16 protein-coding genes are annotated in these 20268 nt (G+C 72.2%); 6 read left to right on the forward strand and 10 right to left on the reverse strand.

The genetic code is table 11. From position 1 onward, the window contains the following. The first annotated feature begins 181 nt into the window (after nt 1-181). Complete coding sequence (locus tag ACSMTC_RS34855; protein WP_436563734.1) at nt 182-1018, forward strand: class I SAM-dependent methyltransferase; 837 nt, start codon at nt 182-184, stop codon at nt 1016-1018. 364 nt (nt 1019-1382) lie between these two features. On the opposite strand, the gene ACSMTC_RS34860 is transcribed toward ACSMTC_RS34855, so the two are convergent. Continuing rightward, a complete protein-coding gene (locus ACSMTC_RS34860) occupies nt 1383-1898 on the reverse strand; it encodes a DUF302 domain-containing protein (protein WP_436563735.1) in 516 nt (171 codons plus the stop codon). Further along, nucleotides 1895-2653, reverse strand: a complete 759-nt coding sequence (locus tag ACSMTC_RS34865; protein WP_436563736.1) for a hypothetical protein — start codon at nt 2651-2653, stop codon at nt 1895-1897. Before ACSMTC_RS34865 ends, ACSMTC_RS34860 begins: the two co-directional genes overlap by 4 nt. Nucleotides 2654-3040: 387 nt before the next feature. On the opposite strand from ACSMTC_RS34865, the gene ACSMTC_RS34870 reads away from it, so the two are divergent. From ACSMTC_RS34870 to ACSMTC_RS34885, 4 genes are all read left to right on the forward strand, one after another. Continuing rightward, nucleotides 3041-4525: a glycoside hydrolase family 26 protein gene (locus ACSMTC_RS34870; protein WP_436563737.1), complete on the forward strand. Its 1485-nt coding sequence runs from the start codon at nt 3041-3043 to the stop codon at nt 4523-4525. Nucleotides 4526-4676: 151 nt separating this feature from the next. Then, entirely contained in the window at nt 4677-5483 is an 807-nt protein-coding gene (locus tag ACSMTC_RS34875) for a hypothetical protein (protein ID WP_436563738.1), read from the forward strand. Between the two features lie 95 nt (nt 5484-5578). Next, nucleotides 5579-6997 (forward strand): glycosyltransferase family 2 protein, encoded by a 1419-nt coding sequence (locus ACSMTC_RS34880; protein WP_436563739.1) that lies wholly within the window; start codon nt 5579-5581, stop codon nt 6995-6997. A gap of 65 nt (nt 6998-7062) precedes the next feature. Continuing rightward, entirely contained in the window at nt 7063-8358 is a 1296-nt protein-coding gene (locus ACSMTC_RS34885; RefSeq protein WP_436563740.1) for a glycoside hydrolase family 113, read from the forward strand. A 32-nt stretch (nt 8359-8390) separates the two neighbouring features. Here ACSMTC_RS34885 and ACSMTC_RS34890 read toward each other — a convergent pair whose 3' ends face one another. Beyond that, nucleotides 8391-10418, reverse strand: a complete 2028-nt coding sequence (locus ACSMTC_RS34890) for a hypothetical protein (protein ID WP_436563741.1) — start codon at nt 10416-10418, stop codon at nt 8391-8393. 690 nt (nt 10419-11108) lie between these two features. On the opposite strand from ACSMTC_RS34890, the gene ACSMTC_RS34895 reads away from it, so the two are divergent. Beyond that, complete coding sequence (locus tag ACSMTC_RS34895) at nt 11109-11786, forward strand: DedA family protein (protein ID WP_436563742.1); 678 nt, start codon at nt 11109-11111, stop codon at nt 11784-11786. A 43-nt stretch (nt 11787-11829) separates the two neighbouring features. On the opposite strand, the gene ACSMTC_RS34900 is transcribed toward ACSMTC_RS34895, so the two are convergent. The 7 genes from ACSMTC_RS34900 to ACSMTC_RS34930 all read right to left on the reverse strand — a co-directional run bounded on the left by ACSMTC_RS34900 (nt 11830) and on the right by ACSMTC_RS34930 (nt 20267). Continuing rightward, the gene (locus ACSMTC_RS34900) at nt 11830-12081 is read right to left on the reverse strand and encodes a hypothetical protein (protein WP_436563743.1); all 252 of its coding nucleotides are present in this window, start codon (nt 12079-12081) and stop codon (nt 11830-11832) included. Beyond that, on the reverse strand, nt 12078-13631 hold the full coding sequence (locus ACSMTC_RS34905; RefSeq protein ID WP_436563744.1) for an FAD-dependent oxidoreductase: 1554 nt from the start codon (nt 13629-13631) through the stop codon (nt 12078-12080). The genes ACSMTC_RS34900 and ACSMTC_RS34905 overlap by 4 nt, the downstream gene beginning before the upstream one ends. Then, on the reverse strand, nt 13628-14398 hold the full coding sequence (locus ACSMTC_RS34910; protein WP_436563745.1) for a ferric reductase-like transmembrane domain-containing protein: 771 nt from the start codon (nt 14396-14398) through the stop codon (nt 13628-13630). The genes ACSMTC_RS34905 and ACSMTC_RS34910 overlap by 4 nt, the downstream gene beginning before the upstream one ends. Before the next feature lie 224 nt (nt 14399-14622). Further along, the gene (locus ACSMTC_RS34915; RefSeq protein ID WP_436563746.1) at nt 14623-15510 is read right to left on the reverse strand and encodes a TIGR03621 family F420-dependent LLM class oxidoreductase; all 888 of its coding nucleotides are present in this window, start codon (nt 15508-15510) and stop codon (nt 14623-14625) included. Between the two features lies 1 nt (nt 15511). Next, the gene (locus tag ACSMTC_RS34920; RefSeq protein WP_436563747.1) at nt 15512-18454 is read right to left on the reverse strand and encodes a condensation domain-containing protein; all 2943 of its coding nucleotides are present in this window, start codon (nt 18452-18454) and stop codon (nt 15512-15514) included. Between the two features lie 14 nt (nt 18455-18468). Beyond that, on the reverse strand, nt 18469-20031 hold the full coding sequence (locus ACSMTC_RS34925) for an amino acid adenylation domain-containing protein (RefSeq protein WP_436563748.1): 1563 nt from the start codon (nt 20029-20031) through the stop codon (nt 18469-18471). 35 nt (nt 20032-20066) lie between these two features. Then, nucleotides 20067-20267, reverse strand: coding sequence for an MbtH family protein (locus ACSMTC_RS34930; RefSeq protein ID WP_436563749.1), 201 nt, complete (start codon nt 20265-20267; stop codon nt 20067-20069). Between the last annotated feature and the right edge of the window lies 1 nt (nt 20268).

Genomic DNA, 20268 nt, shown 5'->3' on the forward strand with positions numbered 1-20268 from the left:
TTCGGGGAAGCGGGACGGTCCTCGTCAGCTGCTGACAACGGTCGCTGTCGTGGCGCCCGAGCCCGCGGGCAGAGGATCGGCACCCCGTCGGTGACGGGCCGGTGTGCGGGTCGGTGACCTGATCGGGTGCCGGACTGCCTGGGAGTACCTGTCGGACACACGAGTTGGCGAGGAGATCCCGGTGGCTTCTGACGGATCGTCGGTATCGCTTCCGGCCGAGCTGGCCGGGGTGTCCGAGACGGCGCTCTGGACGCTCTGGCAGCGCGCCGTCGAGGCTCGCCGGCCGGATGCGCTGCTGGAGGATCCCAAGGCCGTCGAGCTGGTCGAGCGGATCGACTACCCGTTCGCCGAGCGGTTCGGCGTCAGTGGGTTCCAGGCCCAGCTGCAGGCGGTGCGGGTGGCGTGCTTCGACCGCGAGGTGGCGGACTTCCTGGCCCGGGAGCCGCGCGGCACCGTGGTCTGCCTGGGGGAAGGACTGGAGACCCAGTACTGGCGGGTCGACAACGGGCGCGCCCAGTGGGTCACCGTGGACCTGCCCGAGTCGGTGGCACTGCGCGAGCGGCTGCTGCCACCCGGGCCGCGGCAGCGCTACCTGGCCGCGGACGCCACCGACCTGAGCTGGGCCGACCAGGTGGACCGCAGCCGCGAAGTGCTTGTAACAACGCAGGGCCTGTTGATGTATCTCCGGCCCGCCCAGGTACGGGCCCTTCTCGCGGGCTGCGCCGAGCGCTTCCCGGGTGGTTCGCTGGTGCTGGACGCCGTGCCGCACTGGTTCAGCCGTCTCACCCTGAGCGGCAGGATCCGCACCCATGGCTACCAGGTGCCCCCGATGCCGTGGGCGATGGACGCGGGTGAGCAGGCCAAGCTCCGCACCGCTAGTCCGGCGGTGGTCGCGGTGCGGGACGTCCGGCCGATCGGCGGGCGCGGGCTGCTCGGCGCCCTGCTGCCGCTCGCGCTGGCCGTCCCACCGCTGGCCACCCGTCGTCCCTCGGTCGCCGTCCTGGAGTTCGCCGAGTAGGGACTGATGATCGGGGTGACCTCCTGGTCCATGAAGTCGCGGATCCGGTGGCGAAGAGTCTGCTGCTCGTCGGTGAGCAGGCCGCCGAGCAGGTAGTAGTCGGATTCCTCGGGCCCGCCCAGCACCGGAGGTTCCACCACCGGATGCCCGTTCCCCTCCGGGATGCTCTGCCCCGACCCGACTGCGGTGCCGCGCGTCGCGTCCATGTCCCGCTCCTTCCGGTCTGCGGGGATCAGATCGCGTCTGTGCACACGACACTAGAAGCGGGCGGCCGGGCAGCCACTGGGCGCAAAGCACCATCTTCGCGACGAAGTTCGTGCGGGTGTACCAAACCGGGGATCGCCGACGGCCACGGCCCCCGGCCTCACGCGGCTGCCAGGTGCGGGGGCACGTCGGCGCCGAGCAGGCCGATCAACCGGGCGAGCAGGGCGTCGAGTTCGCGGCCGACCTCGGAGATCCGCTCGTCGTGGTAGCTGGCGAACAGCAGGCTCGGCTGGTCGACGGCCAGCTTCGTGTCGCCGTCGGGGTCGGCGTAGAGGAGAGTACGCAGCGGCGCGTGCAGCATCACCGACGGGTCGTGGCGGAACATGCGCTCGGCGATGGTGTGGTTGCCCATCAGGTACTGCGTCGCCTTCCAGAAGGACTGCGATCCGGCCATCACGGCGGTGAGGTCGCTGCGGTAGTAGCGCATGAACCCGTGGGGGGCGTTGATCTCGGCGAGTTCGAGCGTGGCCTGCCAGGAGGCCATCTGGAAGAAGCGGGCGAGATCGACCTCCGGGACCAGGGTCTCGTACTGCTCGCGGGCCGCGTCGTAGGGCTGCGGGAGCGCTACGACGAGGCGCCGTGCGGGGTGGTCGACGGTCGTGGTGTGCGTGGTCATGGCTGTGCTTCCTCCGTGCCGGAGCGGACCGGTTCCACATCGTGGATGTCCAGGGTGATGGACGGCAGGTTGAGGTTCACGCTGTTGTCGGGGTTGCGGCGGAAGACACGCCGGCGGGTCGCCACCAGCAGGCCGTCGAAGGACCGGTAGCGGCCGGTGTAGTGGCCGACCAGTGTGCTGCCGTTGATTTCGACGACGTAGTCCATGCGTCGTTGTACGCCGAGGGCGTCGAAGTAGAACACCTGGTCGGGACTGTGGGTGGCGATCTCGGCGGGGAAGCGCACCCGCAGGCGTCGCCAGGTCTGTCCGGCCTCGTACCACGGCTCGATCTCCCGGGTCCGGATGCCCGGATGGGAGAACAGGAACGGTGTGGTGAAGTAGTTCCAGCACGCGTAGCCCAGGAAGTAGCCCAGGTGCGGCGCGTCCCAGGCGCTGTCGCGCAGCATGCCCCTGAAGCCGGCGCGGGCCGGAGCGAGGGTCTCGACCGGCTCGCCGTCGAGGGTCTGCATCGTGACCCGGTCGGCCGCGGCGTCGAAGACCATCTGCCGGTCCGGGCGCGTGAAGGGGCTGAACACGATGTGCTCCCGGCCCGGGTCCACCGTGATGACCTGGTCGAACGTCCGACCGGGCGGCCAGCCCTTCAACGCCCAGATCGGGCCCCCGATCGAGATGTCGACCCTCAAACGGCTTACGGTGCGCCACAGTTCGCGGCCGCCGGCCGTGGCGATGGCCAGGTCGAGCAGTTCGTCGGCCATGGACCGCGCTCCTTCCCATGGCGGCGCCCCGGTCGGCCGCAGGGCAGGGTCAGCGGCGGTCGCGGTTCCGCTCGCCGCTACGACCGGCGACCGCCCGGTCACCGCCCAGTGCGAGGTGGACTCCAAGACCAACGAGATCACCACTTGTCGGCTTCTGCTCGCCGAGAGGTACCGCACCGGTCCGGTCCGCTCGCCCTGAGTGGCGGTATGCGCACCCATGGACACCGGGCGCCGCCCGGTGCCGTCCGACCCGACCCGTTCCCGGTCCGTCCCATCGGACACCAGTAGTCTGACCCTCTATCAGTTCGCGTGAGGCCGGGGTCCGAAGAGATTTCACTGATCTTCCCGACGCTGCTCCTCTCGAACTACCGGAAGGGGTGCGGTGGGATGCTGGGGGGCAGAGGGTTCGGCGACCGGCAGGATGGGGCCGTCCTCCATCCGGACTCGCAACCCCCGTTCTGGAAGCGCCATGACGCGCGCATCCGGATCGCGGCCTTCACCGCCACCATCGGCCTGGTGGGCGGTCTGCTCATCGCCGGCGCCCCGTTCGGCGACCGGGCGCCGGCGCCGGCGGATTCGACCCCGCCAGAGCTGGTCGGTACCGCCCTCACGGATCGCGACCCCAAGGCCGCACCGAACGCGCAGGCGGTCTACCAGGCCCTAGCCGAGCTGGAGAACGCGGCCCGCGGCGGCGCCACCAAGGGCACCGTCCTCGGCCAGCACGTGGAAGTGCACAACGAGCGGCTCAATCCCGAGTACGGAGACCAGCCGGGACTCAAGCAGCCCGGCTACTACTACCGCAAGACCGAGGAGCTCACCGGCCGCCTGGCGGGCTTCGTGGAGGCCGACCTGGGCCCGGGGTACGACGAGCCGGGGTGGGCGGCGGGCGACCCGCGCAGCTACTCGACCGGCAAGTGGCCGACGTGCCAGCCGGGTTGGCAGTACACCGATGATGTGGTGGACCTGCTGCAGGGGGTCTGGTCCGGGCTGCCCCGGCCCGCCGACGGCAGCTACTACACCGGTGGCACCGAGCACAACTGCGACGGCTCGACCACGACGCTGCCGGAGAACGGGGGCGGTCCGGCGGGAATCGTCGGGATGTCCTTCCACGAGCCCTACCCGGGCAGCAGGATGAAGTCCTTCTCCGAGGTCCAGTGCTCCGGTTCGCCGGCGGCGCACGACCCGGGCTGGTTCGACCGGGTCGTCGACTGGCGCGACGACACGCCGGAGTACCAGGCGCTGCTCGGTGATCTCTCCTATCTGGCGGACCACTTGGCCTACCTGGCCGACCACGGCGTTCCGGTCCTGCTGCGGCCGTACCACGAGATGAACGCCACGAGTTGCGCCAACGGCTTCTGGTGGGCCGACCAGAAGCCTGAGAAGTTCAAGGCGCTCTGGCAGATCATGTACAACTACCTGGTGGGCACCCGCGGGCTGCACAATCTGATCTTCGTGTGGTCGCCTTCGGCCTGGGACGGCACCAAGGGCGGCGATCCGGCGGCCTACTACCCGGGCGGTCAGTACGTGGACATGGTCGGCGTGGACGACTACAGCACCACCCCCCAGGCGCCCGGGCGGTCCGCCTGGACGTCCCAGTGGTACGACGGCCTGGCCTCCTACCGGAAGCCGCGCATGCTGGCCGAGTCGTTCTACGTCCCGGTCAACCAGGCCCAGAAGGACACCCTCGGCCGGACACCGTGGGTGGTCTGGTCGGTCTGGGGGCAGGCGATCACCGCGGACAATGCCACCGAACCGAGCCGGCGCAACAGTCAGGACGACCTGACGGCGAGCTTCCGCGCGCCACTCGCCATCACGGGTGGCGGCAGGGCGCAGGGTTCGGCCTTCGACTGGCGGAAACTGCACCGGCAGTGACGGTCCGGTGCTCCGGCCACCGGGCTCCGGACGAACGACTTCGTCACAATCGGGCGCCGGCGGGGCGGAGGCTGGCAAACCGTCACTTCCCTTTGCCATGATGCTACTTGGCCTCATCCGACCATAAACATATTGACGCGAACTCCTAGAGGTGAGTGCGATCAGCGGGGGAAATCAGAACAATTCCGGCATCGGGTCGCACGACTCCGCCGAGGTGCCCAAGCTCTACCGGGTCGCCGCCTATGTCGCGCTCGGGTGGGCCGCCCTACTGCTGGTGCGGGCACTCTGGAACTGCTTCGCCGACGTGGGCATCGGCAACTTCCTGCTCGGAATCGTGTACTACGGCTCGACCGACAAGACCGGTCAGGCCGAGACGTCCAGCCTCAGCTATGCCGTCTTCTACGGAGTCGGCGCCTTCTTCATCCTGCGCGGGAGCCACTGGGCGCGCGGTCTCGTCTGCGGTGTCGCCCTGGTCGAGGGGTACAACCGGCTGCGCAGCCTCACCGGGGCGCTGTTCGACCACGCTCAGCGCGGTTGGTTCACCAGCAGTACCCAGGGTGAACTGCTGCTGGCCACCTTCGTCCTCGGTGTGATCGTCAGCGTCGGGCTGGTCCTGATGCTGACCCGCCGGGTCGGCGCCCATGTGCCGTGGCAACCGCCGGTCAACGCCTGGACGGCCGCCGCCCTTCAGGCCCAGCAGGCTCTGGCCGCCCAACAGGCCGCCCAGCAGACCGCGTACGCGCCCGGCCCGTTCCCGCAGCAGCAGTTGGGGCAGCCCTTCGCCGCCCCGGGGCCGGTGAACCCGTACCAGCAGCCGGCGACGCACCAGCAGGCGCCGACGCAGCAGCCGGTCGCCGGTCCGCCCGCGCCCGAGGGGTACGGCCGGCAGGGCCCGGCGTATCCGGGCACGGCGGCGCCGGCCCAGCCCGCGCCGGGGGACCCGCAGCAGCAGGGCTGAGCGGCCGACGGCCACAGCCGCAGGAGCAGGCCCCGAGGCGGTCCGGCCACCGGTCGGACCGCCTCGGGCGTTCAGAGGAAGGCAGTGCAACCCGTATGACCAGGGCAACCGACAAACTGGCTCACCGGATCGCCCAGTGGCGCCCCGGCCTGACGCCCTTCGCCCTGCCGTTCCTGGCCCTGCTCGCGTTCGGCCTGTGGACCTACCGGCCGAACCACACTCCACTGGGCTGGATCCTCACCGTCATGTGGTCGGTCCCGGCCGTAGGCGTCCTGGTGGGCCTCCAGGGCGCACTGCTGATCCGGCGCCGGATCCGGCACAGGCACGAGATGGCCCCCGCCGCGGAGGTGTCCGACGATCTCCTGATCGTGCTGGTGCCGACCATCGGCCGGCATGACACCTACCCGGCCCTGGAGCGGTCCGTCCAGTCGTACGTCGCCCATCTGCCGGTGTACTTCTCCCAGCTCCGGGTCGACGTCCTCACCGAGGAGGACTGCGAGGCCGCCGAGCGGATCGACACCCTCGGCGCCACGGATCCGCGGATCAGGATCGTCACGGTGCCGAAGGCCTACCGGCCGCCCAACGGCACCCGGTTCAAGGCCAGGGCCAACCACTACGCGCACGAGCTGCGGATCGCCGAGGGCGAGGCCAGGGACGAGGTGTGGGTCCTGCACATGGACGACGACACGGGCGTCGGGCCGGACACCGCCGAGACGCTCGCGCAGTTCATCAACCGCCAGCGCCGGTCCAGCCCCGACGAGGCCAAGCACATGGCGCAGGGCATACTCACCTATCCGCGCGAACTCGCCGTCAACCGCTTCACCTGGCTGGCCGACGCGGTCCGGCCGGCCGACGACATCGCCCGGTTCCGGGCGCTCACCGGCACCGGAACGCCCATCGCCGGCGTGCACGGCGAGCTGCTCCTGCTCCGGGCCTCCGTCGAGGCGACCATCGGCTGGGACTTCGGCCCCAAGGCCATCGTCGAGGACGCCCAACTCGCGCTCACCTTCTGCCGCCGCTACCCGGGCCGCAGCGACTGGTTCAACGGCCGCTGCTACGGGGCTTCGCCGGCGGGCGTCCGGGACTTCGTCAAGCAGCGGGAACGCTGGTCGTGGGGGCTGGTGGCGCTGTGCTTCAACCGGAGCATCCCGCTGCGGCACCGCTGGTTCCTGGCCCTGTGCGTCTCCACCTGGATCATCGGCCCGCTTCAGCACATCGCCATGGTGCTCGCCTTCGCCTGGCTGAGCGGCTCGCTGAACACCTCGCCGGTCGCGCAGTCCGTGGTGCTGCTCTGGGCGCTGAACTTCGGCTACGTCATCTGGATGTACTGGGAGGGGCTCCGGCTGAACGGGCTGGTCTCGGCGGGCGGCCGGCGCCGCTGGTGGGAGCCGATCGCCGTGGTCGCGCTCATACCCGTCTTCTCGGTGCTGGAAGGCATCGGAGGGTTCCGCGGCTTCCTGAAGTTCGTCCGGGGCGAGGAGAACAAGTTCGTGGTGATCGCGAAGCCCGCCTGACCCGCCGCGGGCCCCGTGCGGCGCCAGCGACCCGACCTGCTCAGACCTCACAGGAACCCCACGCCATGACCCGATCCCGTCGCCCCTGGCTCGCCGTCCTCCCGGTCACCGTGGTGACCGCCGTCGCAGCCGTACCGCTCGCCCTGGGAAGCCAGCCGCTGCACTGGGCGCCCGGCTCGGCCGTGCCGAGGCTCTCGACGGGTGCCACCCCCTCCCCGGTGCCGAGCCCCGTCAAGGAGTTCGCCGACCCGGTGATCAACGCCGCGGACCCGGTGACCGCCACCCCGTCGGCCGACACACCGACCGTGGCCCACCCCTGGGAGCCCGGGATGCCGCAGTGGGGTGCCCAGGTGTACTGGGAGGACATGCCGTCCGACGGTGAATCCGAGATCCGCGGGAAGGCCCAGCGCATCGCCGACTACCTGGTGGGTCTGGGCGCCAACTCCGTCGCGCTCTCCTTTCCCGTCTACATCGACGGCATCGACTCGAACAGCCTGCACACGGGCCAGAAGACGCCCTCCCCGGCCAGGCTCAAGCCGGCACTGGACACCTTCCACAAGGCCGGCCTGCGGATCACCCTGCGACCGATCATCGACGAGCGCAGTCTGCTCCCGCAGTGGCGGGGCGCGCTCGCTCCCGCGGACCGGGAGAAGTGGTTCGCCTCGTACGGCGGTCTGCTGGACCGGTACGCGGACGTCGCCAAGGACTCGTCCGTCACCACCATGGTGGCCGGCACCGAACTCGTCTCGCTGGAGGGCGATCCGCACTGGTCCGCGCTGGTCTCCGAGCTGCGCGGGCACTTCCCCGGCGAGCTGGCGTACGACACCAACTGGGACAACTACGTGGCGCACGACGTCGACGTGCCGGTGGACCAGGTCCAGGTGGACGCCTACTTCCCGGTCGACGCACCGGACAGCGCGGGTGCGGACCAGATCGCGGCCGCCTGGAACCAGTGGCTCGACCGCAAGCACTCCGACGACCTCTCCACCACCCTGCTCTCCGAGGCCGGCATCGGCGCGGAGAACGGCGCCTACCGGAGCCCCGGCGACTTCTACCGCTACGGGCGGGTCAACCCGCAGGTGCAGGCGACCTGGTACACCGCCGTGTGCCAGGTGGTCCGGGAGCGCAGGCTCGGTGGCGTCTACTGGTGGTCCGTCAACTTCCACACCAACCCGTCGATACCACCGGCCGACGACCACTCCCGGCTGGACTTCGCGGGACGCCCCGCGACCGAGCAGGCCGTCAAGTCCTGTTTCTCACAGTCGTACCGGCTGCCCGTCGGCAGCCAGGACACGGGCGCCGGAACCGGCCATGAGACCGGTTCCGGCGGCAAGCACCCCGTCAGGACGCCGAAGCACTGACCGGCCCTCGGCCACCCGCCCGGCGGTTCTGCCTACCGGGTGGCGGTCGGGGCCGTCGGGCGCAGCTGGTGCTCGAGCCACGGCGCGATCAGGGCCTGACCGTCGGCCGTCAGCCGGGTGCCGTCCACGGTCGCGTAGAACCGGCGGCCTTGCGGCGTGCCCTGGCGGCAGGCGTCCACCGGGCAGAGCTCGGCGTTGAGGTCGACCAGTCCGACCCTGCCCTGATGGGTGTCGGCGAACTCCTTGATCCGCTGGTTGTAGCAGGCGGCGCCGATCGGGTCGGCCGCGCTGTTGTCGAGCCGCTCGTTCATCACGAACACGGTGGCCTTCGGCACCACCGACTCGATCACCTGGAGGGCGTCGGCGAGCCGCGCGAGGTACAGCTGCCGGTAGGCCGGGTCGCACGCGGTCTGCTTCCGGCCCGCCACCGTGCGGTCCGCCGCGTCCCTGCCCAGGTGCAGCAGCACGGCGTCGGGCTCGCTGGCGGCGAGGCTCGTCCGCCACTGCTGCCGCCAGCCGTCGCAGCCGGGGTGGCCGTCCGCGCCCGCCAGCACCCCGCAGTCGACCAGGGGCCCGACGACCCCGCTCGCGCCGTTCAACGACCCGCGGGGCCGGTTGAGCGCGGTGGCGAAGTCGCCGGCCAGCCCGTCCCCCAGGCCGAGGACCAGTGTGGGGCCGTTCGGACGCAGCAGCTGGGCGGCCCGGGCGGGCAGCCAGTACGAGCCGCCGGCGACCACGAGGCATCCGGCGAGCACCAGCGGCAGGGCCCGTGCCGTGCTCCAGGGCCTGACGGCGGCCCGCCGGGTCGGATAGTGCACGCAGACCGCCACGAGCCAGCTGAGGCCGAGGCCCGCGAGCAGCACTCCGTACCAGGTGATCCGCGGCCAGCCGTGGCGCAGCAGCCAGAACAGCAGCGGCCCGACGAGCAGCAGCGGGTACCCGATCCGGCCGAACTCGACCAGCAGGGGGCGGCCGAGCAGCCCGCACAGCGGGCCGTGGCCGAGTGCCAGCACCAGGACGAGCAGGGCGAGCAGCAGCGCGGTGGCACCCTCGGCCAGCAGCGTGGCGGTCGGAGCCGGGACCAGGTGCGTCAGCCTCGACTCGGCGCCGGCGCCCGACCCGACTCCGGCCGCTGCCAGCCCGACCGAGAGCACGACCCCGGCGAGCGTCCAGCCGACGGCCGTGCGGGCACCGCCCGTACCGGCCTCGGCACCGCCCGTACCACGGCGTCGGAGCACGGTCACCGCGCAGCACGCGGCGAGCCCGCCCAGCGCGAGGTCGAGCATCCGCTCGGCGCCGGCGAAGAACACCTCGTGCGAGGCGAGCCCCCGCCAGGCCGCCGCGGGCAGCGTGAACGGCAGGGCGAGAAGGGCCGCGGCCGCGAAGAGGAGGAGCGCGCCGAGCACCCGCAGCGATCCGCGCAGCAGGAACAGCAGGGCGGTCAGCAGCAGCGGCCAGACCAGTGCGATCTGACCGACGACACTGAGCGGCCAGACCGCCCCGAAGGGCTCGGGTATCCATGAGCCGTCGTAGGCCGCCTTCGGCAGGATGCCGTCGGCATGGAACTGGGCCCAGTCCGCGCACTGCAGGAAGACCGCCGGCACGAACACGCGGAACACCTTGGCGATCGGAAGTCCGCCGACGAGTCCGACCGCGGCCACCGCCGCCCCGAGGCACAGCAGCAGTGCGGGGGTCTGCTGCTTCAGCAGGCGCCGCCAGCGCGGCAGCAGGCCCGGACGTCCGGACGCCAGCCGCTCCCGCAGTACCGAGAACGTGACCAGGAACCCGGCCGCGACGATGACCGCGTCGACGGCGGGGAGGGACCTCGAGCCCGGCATCCCGCCCGCCTCGGCCAGCACCCCCAGCACGGCGAGGCCCTGCAGACCGAGCACGGACGGTGTTCGGAGCGCGGCCGCCGGAGTGTCCGCCGCCGGTTCGGCCACGGCGGCCGAAGCACCGTCGAGGGCATCGGCCGACTCGCCGCCGGCACCCGCCACGCCGGCGGGTACGTCCTGGAGGACGGCGGTCCGGCCCCCGCCACCGGACCGCGCCCGCGGCACGGTTGCCGCGGCCTCCTCCGACTCAGCTTTCGTTGAACCTGGCCTGTCCGTCCTGAACCCAGCCATCGATGCCCGCCGTTCGCCCCTGGTTGCTCCGCCGGTCCCCCCGCGCAGACCCAGCTTCCTTGACAGCGCGGACCGTTGGCGGGCTCGTCACGTCCGCCCACCATCAAGCCAACCTTTATACCAAACGGTAACCGGCCCCCCGCGACGAGCTTCCTTCCTGGCGCAGGCAGCTGACGATCCGTCACGCCGGGATCTCCGTGTAAGGGCAGGTGCGTCCGACCGAGCCGTCCTGTCCGGTGGCGTCGGTTCCGGTACGAGGCTCTCCGGTGCTCGGCCGCATGCTCCTGTGTACGGTGCGCAGCCCACCACGCCGTTGGGGAGATCACCCCGGCCGATGTCCGACCAGTGGATCGCACCTGGCGCACCTCGCGGTGGAGGCCCTGAAGCCAGGGCCGCGGGCCGAGCGTGAGGAGAACCACACCTCTGCCGCCCGGTCGCGCCAGGCAGGGTCGGCCGCGGTGGTGACCGGCTGGTAGGAACCGGCAGCGGCTATCAGGCGTTTCAGATAGGGGAGGGCCGTCGGGTTAGGCTGCCCTCACGGGGACTCGTAGGGGAACGCGGGCCCTTTCCTGCTCGTTATGAGCGAGACGCGTCGTCTCGCGCTGCCCACGGAGGTAACCGGTCTTGCACATCGATCAGTGGATCGAGGGCGTCCCGCCCACGGCCGTCTACGCGGTGGTCGGGTTGATCATCGGGCTGGAGAGCCTCGGTATCCCGCTGCCCGGGGAGATCGCGCTGATCACGGCGACCATGATGGCCGTCGCCGGGACGGTCAACCCCTGGGGGGTGGCGATCTGCGCGATCCTGGGGGCGATCATCGGTGACTCGATCGGCTACTCGATCGGGCGCAAGGGCGGCAAGCCGCTGTTCGAGAAGCTGGGCCGCAGGTTCCCCAAGCACTTCGGACCCGACCACCTCGCCACCGCCGAGCGCTCGTTCCAGAAGTGGGGCATGTGGGCGGTCTTCTTCGGCCGGTTCATCGCCCTGCTGCGGATCTTCGCCGGGCCGCTCGCGGGCGCGCTGCGGATGCCGTACTGGAAGTTCCTGATCGCCAACGTGCTCGGCGGGGTCGCCTGGGCCGGCGGCACCACGCTGCTGGTCTACCAGGTGGGCAAGGTGGCCGAGAAGTGGCTGAAGGACTTCTCCTACATCGGCCTGGTCATCGCCCTCGTCATCGGCGCGTTCTCGGCCTGGCTGTTCAAGCGTCGGGCGGCCAAGGCCCATGCCGCCCATGCCGAGGCCGCCCACGCCGAGGCCGCGGACGACAGGAGCGAGGGACGGCTGGAGCCCGCAGGGGACTGACCAGCGCCGGGAGGGCCGTCGGCCCGGACGGGGGCACGGGCGCTCAGGGCCGCCCGGCCGCCGGCCGGGCCGCGCCGTCTCCGGACACCCCGGACGGAGCCCGGGACGGCGGCATCGGCGGTGCGGAGACCAGTAGGTACCCGTACGCGCCCATGGCGGTCACCATGACCAGGGCGATCAGCGCCCAGCGCACCCGGAGCCGGGCCGGCAGGCTCAACAGCCACGGCAGCAGCCCCCGGTAGGACGGCTTGCCGCGGCGGCGGGAGCGGCGTGAGCGGATGACGCGTCGGCTCAACGGGGACCCCTCGGGTTCGGGTGGGTGACGGGGGCGGGGGTGACCAGGCCGATCAGGTCCCGGTACTCCAGCAGCCGGCTCGGCAGGTCGAACGCCACCGCGGCCACGGTCTGCGGGCCGTGGCGGGTGTCGCGGTGGAAGGTGGCGACGAAGCGCTCGGAGCGCAGCGATCCTTCGGCGATCCTGATGCGCTCCGCCAGCGCCGGCAGGCCCACCGCCTGGATCCGGACGCCGTGCTGCTCCGACCAGAAGCGCGGCACCGGGGTGAAGCGCTGTGCCCGGTCGGGCCCGCGCAGCAGTGAGTCGGCGGCGTGCTGGCCCATCTCCACCGCGTGGATGAGGTGTTCGACCCGGCGGGGTACCGCGTCGAAGCGCTCGTTGGGCCAGCACGCCACGTCCCCGGCCGCCACCACGCCGGGTACCGGCCGGCCGTCGAGGTCCAGGGCCCGGCAGAAGCGGTCGCAGCGCACTCCGTCCCGGATGTCCAGCCCGCCGCCGCGCAGCCACTCGGTGCGGGGGGCACCGCCCACGCCGAGCACCACGAGGTCGGCCTCGACCGACGAACCGTCGTCCAGGCGCAGCCGCAGACCGTAGCCGGTGTCGGCCCAGTCGATGATCCGGGTGCGCAGCCGGACGTCCACGCCGGCGCGACGCTGGATCCGCTCGACCACCTCGCCCAGTTGTGGGCCGAGGACCCGTTCGAGCAGCCGTCCGCCGCTTGCCACCAGTGTCACGTCCATCCCGAACCGGCGCACGGTGCAGGCCAGTTCGCAGCCGACGAAACCGCCGCCGACGACCACCACCCGGCGGAGCCGGGCCTGCTGCAGGGCCGCTTGGAGCGCCACGGCGTCCTCAAGGGTGCGGACCGTGCGCAGCCGGGGGCTGAACAGCGGCCGTTCGGGCAGCTGGCGCGCGGCGACACCGGTGGCGATCACCAGTCCGTCGTAGCCGAGCCGTTCCGCGCCGCTCAGTTCCACCGTCCGCCGCAGCGGGTCGAGCGAGACCAGCCGGGTGCCCAGCAGCCAGTGCGCGTCGGTCTGCTGGTGGAAGGTCAGATCCTCGCCGCGGAGCTCGCCGGTGAGGAACTGCTTGGACAGCGGCGGGCGGCTGTACGGCGGCCTGGGTTCCTCGCCCACCACGACCAGTTCGCCGTCGAAGCCCCGTTCGCGGAGCCGGGTCACCGCACTGAGACCGGCCAGCCCGCCGCCCGCCACCACGATCCGGCCGGTGCTGCGCCGCGCCGCGCTCCTGGGCCGCGGCCGCCGTGCGGGAGCCTCCCGCACCGTGACGGCCTGCATGGGGCAGAGCCGCGCGGCCTGCTTGGCCGCTGCCGCGTGCTTGGCGGGGACGGCGGTCTCGTAGTGGAGCGAGCCGCCCTCCGAGATGCGGAAGGTCTCCGGAGCCTCCTGCTCGCAGATTCCGTAGATGTGGCAGCGGTTGTTGTCCACGCTGACCCGCACCGGCCCGGTGCCCGGCACCAGGTCGGGGCGGGGCGGCTGCGCGCGGGTCGGCTCGACGGCCTCGCGCGGCCGGGCGGCCGGGGCGCTCAACGGGCCGCCCCCGGACCGGCCAGCAGGTACTGCTGCCGCAGCCGGGAACGCGAGGGCAGCACCCGGACCAGGAAGAGCAGCAGGCAGGTCCCCGCGCCCAGGGCCACGCCGAGCGCGACCACGTCGAGGTGGCGCGGCTCGGGGTGGACGGTGAGGACGTGCAGCCAGACCAGCGCGAACGCGGCGTAGGCGAACTGGTGGATCCGCAGCCAGTGCCGGTAGCCGAGGCGCCGCTGCAGCCAGATGGAACAGCCCAGGGCGACGGCGAGTTCGGTGCCCAGGACGCCGAGACCGACCGGGATCCGCTGCTGCCCGCCGAGGAAGGGCACCAGGACGTCGAGCGCGCCCAGCCGCCAGATCGGCTGGTAGACGAAGGTGGCCCCGTGCAGGCCGCCGAAGATCAGGGCGGCCAGGGCCAGCACCATGTGCGCCCCGTACATGGTGGCGCGGTTCACGTACCGCTGGAAGTAGCGCAGCCGTAGCACGACCCCGAGTACCACGGTGGCGGTCATCAGCGCGTAGGCGGTCAGTGCGGCGAGCCTGGCGATGTGGTGGACGCCCGTGTCGTAGGGGACGCGGTGGTCGTAGGCGTCCAGTGGGGAGCCCGGTATCGGTGCGGCCGAGGCGTGCGGGGCCGACAGGGCGACGGCCAGCGAGGCTGTGGCGAGCAGGACGACAAGGACCGCCACGGCGGTGGCCGATCGGGGGCGGGCGGTGCTCGTCGGGATCCGGCCGAATCCGCGGGCGGGGCCAGCTTCCGTGGTCATGGGGGTGGATCGCCTTTCTGACGGACCATCAATAGCGATGGCACGGATTTGCGTTGGCCGATCCTATGAGCGTTTCCGGCTCGCGGATCCCGTCAGAGCCCCGGCTAAGGAAGCCTTAAGGTCCGCCGATCGCCTTCGGCATCCGTTCGGGCGGATTCCAGTCATCACCGGTGACCGTTCAAACGTCCGGGCCCGCCGTCAGGGGGCGGCGGGCCCGGGGTGGTTCAGCGGCCGGAGAGCAGTTCGACCACCGGGGCGAAGGCGGTCAGATCGCGCTCCTGCACACAGACGTAGGAGATGCCGTAGCGCTCCCGCCGCTCCAGCAGCGCCGCCGCCATCTCCTGCGCGGTGCCGAACAGGAGGGTCGGCACCTCCGCTATCTGGCTTACCGTCAGATAGGGGGAGCGCCGTCGCAGCGCCTCGGCTGCTTTCCGGCGGTCGTCCGTCTCCAGGACCGTCTGGATCAGGATGTTGCGCTCCAGTCGCGCGGCCCGGTCGCCGGCCTCCCGTTCGAAGAAGGCCACCCGCTCCGCCAGGGCCTCGGCGGAGATCAGCTCCAGGGTGCCCCGCGCCGAGCCCTTCGCCAGCACGGCGCCGGCGAAGGACACGATGTCCGCGTGGCGGGCGGCCAGTCGCAGGACCCGGTCGCCGTTGCCGCCGATCAGCAGCGGGACCTCGGACGGATCGCCGGGGAAGCCCAGTGCGCGGGGGGCCGCCAGCAGAGCGCGCAGCGCCGTCACGGTGTCGCCGAGGCGGCCCACCCGGCTGCCCGCCGTGCCCCACTCCAGGCCGGCCTGCTCGAACTCCTTGCGGACGTACCCGGTTCCGATGCCCACCTCCAGCCGGCCGTCGGTGAGCGCGTCCGTGGACAGCACCTCGCGTGCCAGCAGGACCGGGTTCCAGAACGCGCTGTTGAGCACATAGCTGGTGACCCGCACCCGTTCGGTGGCCTCGGCCGCGGCGACCATCGCCGGGAACGGGGACTGGACGCCGAGGTGGTCGGGGACCGCGATGACGTCGTAGCCCAGGTGTTCGGCGGTCCGGCAGCGCTGCTGCCACTCCTGGCGTCCGGACATCGGTACCAGGTTGACGCCGAAGCGGAATTCCCTCATGTCAGAGCTCCTTCGGGTCCGGGAGACCGGCCGCGGGTCGCGGCAGGAGCTCCTGGAAGTGGTCGAGGACGGCGGCGAGTTCGGTGGCCAGCCGGTGGGCGTCGGACGGGGTGAGGCAGTCGCCCCGGTAGGCGAGCGTCCCCTGGACGGTGCCCGCCGTCTCCGTGAAGGTCACGGTGAAGGGGAACTTACTGGTCTCCTCGTGCTGCAGTTCGTGGCCGAGGGAGACGACCCGCGCGTCACCGAGGGCGCCGGACCACTCGGTCATGCCGACGCTGTTGAGGACGCAGTCGACGAAGGGCGTCCGGCCCCTGGACCGGGCGGGACGCAGCTGCCCGACCACCTCCTCGAACGGGGCGCCGTTGTGCTCGAAGGCGCCGATGACCTCCTCACGGACGGTCTGGAGCAGCTCGGCCAGGGTGCTGCCGGCCTCGCAACGGGAGCGCAGCACAAGGGTGTTCATACAGGGCCCGATCACGTCGTCGAAGACGCCGGCCGCCCGGCCGGCCACCGGGACGCCGAAGGTGAGGTCCGTGAGCCCCGACCACCGGTGCAGCACGGCGGCCAGTGCCGTCGCGTTGATCATGAACTGGGAGACGCCCCACTCGGTCCGCACCGGGAGTAGCCGCCGGGCCAGGTCCGGGTCGAGCGGGAGGGTGAGGTTGCCGTGCCGCTCGGGGACGGCGGGTGCGGCCAGCCCGAGGGTGCTCGGCGCGCCGGTCAGGTGCGTGCGCCAGTGGTCCAGGTCCGCCGCCGCCCCGGCCCGGCCGCCGCCGGTCCGCTGGGCGAGGACGAGCTCCCGGTACTGCCGGGGTGCCGGGCCCTCGGCCTGCCCGAAGCAGCGCTCCAGTTCGCGCAGCAGGACGGGGACCGACTCACCGTCGATGACCAGGTGGTGCAGGCACAGGGCGAGCACCCGGCCACCGTGCGGCAGGGTGACCAGCGCGGCGGCCAGCAGCCGGCCCGAGGCGGGCTCGAAGCCGCGCCCCGCGGCGTCGGCCCAGGCGCTGAGCCGCGGCAGCCGCTCGGCCTCCGGGACGGAGCTCAGGTCCAGCAGGTCCACCTCGGGGATCCACGGTTCGGCGACCTCGTGGTGGAGGCGGCCGTCGCGGTCCACGAAGCGGGTGCGCAGGATCTCGTGCCGGGAGACCAGCCGGGTGAGCGCCAGGCCGAGCCGCCGGGGATCCAGCTCTCCCAGGACCTGCCAGAACAGCGGCACGTGGTAGCGGGCGTTGGCCGGGTCCAGGCGTTCGGCGAGCCAGATGCTCTCCTGGAAGCCGGTGGCCGGGAAGCCGTCCGCCCAGTCGGCGGCCTCGGCCGCCGGCGCCGGGGCGTGGGCCGTGGCGGCGGCGAGCCGCTCGTCGACGACCGAGGCGAGGTCGCCCAGCTTGGGGTGTGAGAACAGGTCGCGTACCGAGAGTTCCACCCCGAGGTGGTCGGTGATCCGCTTCGCCAGCGTGGTGGCCAGCAGGGAGTGGCCGCCCAGCTCGAAGAACGAGTCCTCGGCCGAGATGTCCTCGATGCGCAGCACCTCGCGCCAGATCCCGGTGAGCGGTGCCAGGGCGGCCGACGGCTCCGCGGTGTGCTGTCCAGTCGGTACGGGCCCCGGGTCGGCCTGTGGACGCACCACGGGGGACAGCCGGGCGGTGGCCTCGGCGAGCGTGCGGTGCGGATCGGCCGCCATGTCGGCGACGACGGCCAGGAAGTCCCGGGCCAGCGCGTCGACCGTGGGCCGCCCGACCGTGCCGGCCGGGTCCTTCCACAGCATCCGGCTGCCGGTGCTGCCCTCGGCCAGCATCACCGTGAGCCGGTAGTCGGCGGCGTCGGTCACGTCGAGCAGGCTGAGCCGGCAGCTCGAAGTGCCGTGGGAGAGCCGGAAGTCGTGGACGTCCAGTCCGCTGCCGCCGAGGGTGGCGTCCCAGTACTCGAACACCACCTGGTGGGTGTGCCGGCGGGCCTCGGGCCCCACCAGCCGGGCGGCCCGCAGAATGGCCGGGAGCGGCAGAGCGCCGTGCTCCAGGCCCGCCCGGATGGTCGAGCGCAGGGTACGCAGGACCTGCTCGTAGCTGTCCGAGGGGCGCAGCCGCTGACGGAACGGCAGCACGTTGACGAAGAAGCCCACCCGCCCCCGCAGCGCCTGGTCAGAGCGGCCGTGGTAGGGCGCGGACACGATCAGGTCCTCGCCGCCGGTGTGGTGGTGCAGGGTGACGAACAGGGCGCCGAGCATCACGGTGAAGTACGAGATGTCGAGGCTCTTGGCCAGTATGCGGGCCTGTTGGGCCAGTTCGTCGTCCACGAGGCAGGGCAGACGGCCGTCCTCGGACCGGGAGGCCTGGACCGGCAGGGGGAGCGCGGCGGGCATCGCCTCCAACTCCTCGCGCCAGAACGACCGCAGCCGCTCGCCCGCCGCTCCCTCGGCCGCCTCCCGGGAGCGCCGGGCGTGCTCCAGCAGTGGTGCGAGGTCGTCGGGACCGCCCAGCTCCTGTCCCTCGTAGGCCCGGCGCAGGTCCTGCAGCAGGAAGGGGACCGAGGTGCCGTCCAGCACCAGGTGGTGGACGGTGATCAGCAGGACGGTGTAGTCCGGCCCTTCCAGTACCTCGACCCGGGCCAGCGGGCCGCGGGCCAGGTCGAACGGCGCCTGGGCCGCGGTGAGCGCGGCCTCGCGCGGGCCGGTCACCTCCCGTACGGTGACCGGGACCGGAAGGTCGTCACCCCAGTCGAGGACGAGCCCGGCGGGGGTGTCGCGGACCCGGGCCCGCAGCAGCGGGTGCCGGCGGGCCAAGGCGGCCACGGCCAGGCGCAGCCGGTCCCGGTCCAGGGCCCCCTCGACCGCCAGGGCCAGCGGGACGATGTGCTCCCACTTGGCCGGGTCGAGCTGCCAGGTGACCCACATCGCCTCCTGGGTCACGGACAGCGGCAGTTGTCGCAAACGGTGGTCGTTCATCGGTTCTCCAGGCCCTAGCGCAGCTGCTCGGCGAGAGCGCGCTTGTCGGTCTTTCCGGACGGACTCAGCGGCAGCGAGGGCACGTTGACGAACCGGCCGGGGACCATGAACGCGGGCAGTGCGGCCCTGGCGTGGGCGGCCAGCCGCTCGGCGATGCCGTGCGGGGAGGTGCCGTCCGGGGTGGTGTAGAAGGCGACCAGCATGCGCTCGCCGATCCGGCTGGTGGCCGGCACCACGACCAGCTCGTCCAGTCCGTCCGCCGTCCGCAGCGCGGACTCCACCTCGCCGATCTCGATCCGGAAGCCGTTGATCTTCACCTGGTCGTCCGCGCGGCCGGCGAACTCCAGCGTGCCGTCCCGCCGGGCCACGGCCAGGTCACCGCTGCGGTAGTAGCGGCGCGGCTCCCGGCCGTCCAGGGCGAGCACCGGATAGCGCTCGGCGGTCAGCTCGGGGCGGTCCAGGTAGCCGATGGCCAGCTGCGGACCGGCCAGGTGGATCTCGCCGATCTCCCCCGGCGCGGCGGGCCGGCCGTCCTCGGTGAGCAGGGCCAGCTCGAACCCGTCCAGCGGTACACCGATGTTGAGCGCGGGGTTGGGGGCGTCCGGCTCACCGCCCGCCTCGGTCGGATCGATCTCGGCCTCGGGCAGCCGCCGGTAGGTGGAGAAGACGGTGGTCTCGGTGATGCCGTACATGTTGACGAACTCGACGCCCTTGCCGTGCTCCCGCCAGGCGCGCACCGCCTCGATGTCCACGGTCTCGCCGCCGAAGATGACGTACCTGAGCGCCAGCCGCGGCCGGTTCGGCCCCGAGTGCCGGTCGGCGGCGGCCCGGGAGAGGTAGCGGAAGACCGAGGGGACCTGGTTGAGGACGGTCACCCGCTCCCGCTCCAGCAGGTCCAGCGTCGACTCGGGGGATCGGGCGATGTCGGCCGGGACCACCACCAGCTTCGCGCCGTGCGACAGCGCGCCCCAGATCTCCCAGACCGAGAAGTCGAAGCAGTAGGAGTGGAAGAGCGTCCACACATCCCGCTCGTCGGTCTCCAGCACCCGGTCACAGGCGGACAGCAGCGCCGCCACACTGCGGTGCGAGACCACGACCCCCTTCGGCCGCCCGCTCGACCCCGAGGTGTAGATGACGTACGCCGGCGTCTCGGCGGTGACCGGGACCTCCCGCACCCGGGGCGCCTCGGGCGACCAGAGGCCCTCCTCCAGGGGCAGCACGGGTGCGGCGCTCACCGGCGGGTGGTCGGTGTCGGTCAGGACCAGGTCGACCGAGGCGTCATCGGCCATGTAGCGCACCCGGTCGGCCGGATAGGCCGGGTCGAGCGGTACGTAGGCGCAGCCGGCCTTGAACACCGCCAGGACCGCGACCACCACGTTGTTGCCGCGCCGCAGGCACAGGCCCACCCGCGCGCCGGGGCCGGAGACCCGGCTCAGGATCGCGGCGGCGAGCCGGGCGGCCCGGTCGTCCAGTTCGCGGTAGCTGAGCTCCTCCTGCCCGTCGGACAGGGCGGGGGCGTCGGGCCGGCGGGCGACCTGCTCGGCGAAGATCCGGTGCAGGCGGAGTTCTGGCGACACGGTACGGGTTTCCTCTTTCCGGTACGACGGCGGGTTCACGAGCTGAGCCGGCGCACGCTGAGCGGGCGCAGGTCGGTCCAGAGCTCCCTGATCCTGGCCAGGCACTCGGACTTGACGCCCGGCGCCTCCACCTGCTCCCAGCCGGCCGGAAGGTCCCGGCCCTCGGGCCAGATCGAGTACTGCTCCTCGTGGTTGCGCACCACGAGGTAGCGGCGGTCGTCGCCATCCTCGAACATG

The sequence above is a fragment of the Kitasatospora sp. HPM-01-4 genome, from assembly GCF_051374625.1.
Lineage (GTDB): Bacteria > Actinomycetota > Actinomycetes > Streptomycetales > Streptomycetaceae > Kitasatospora.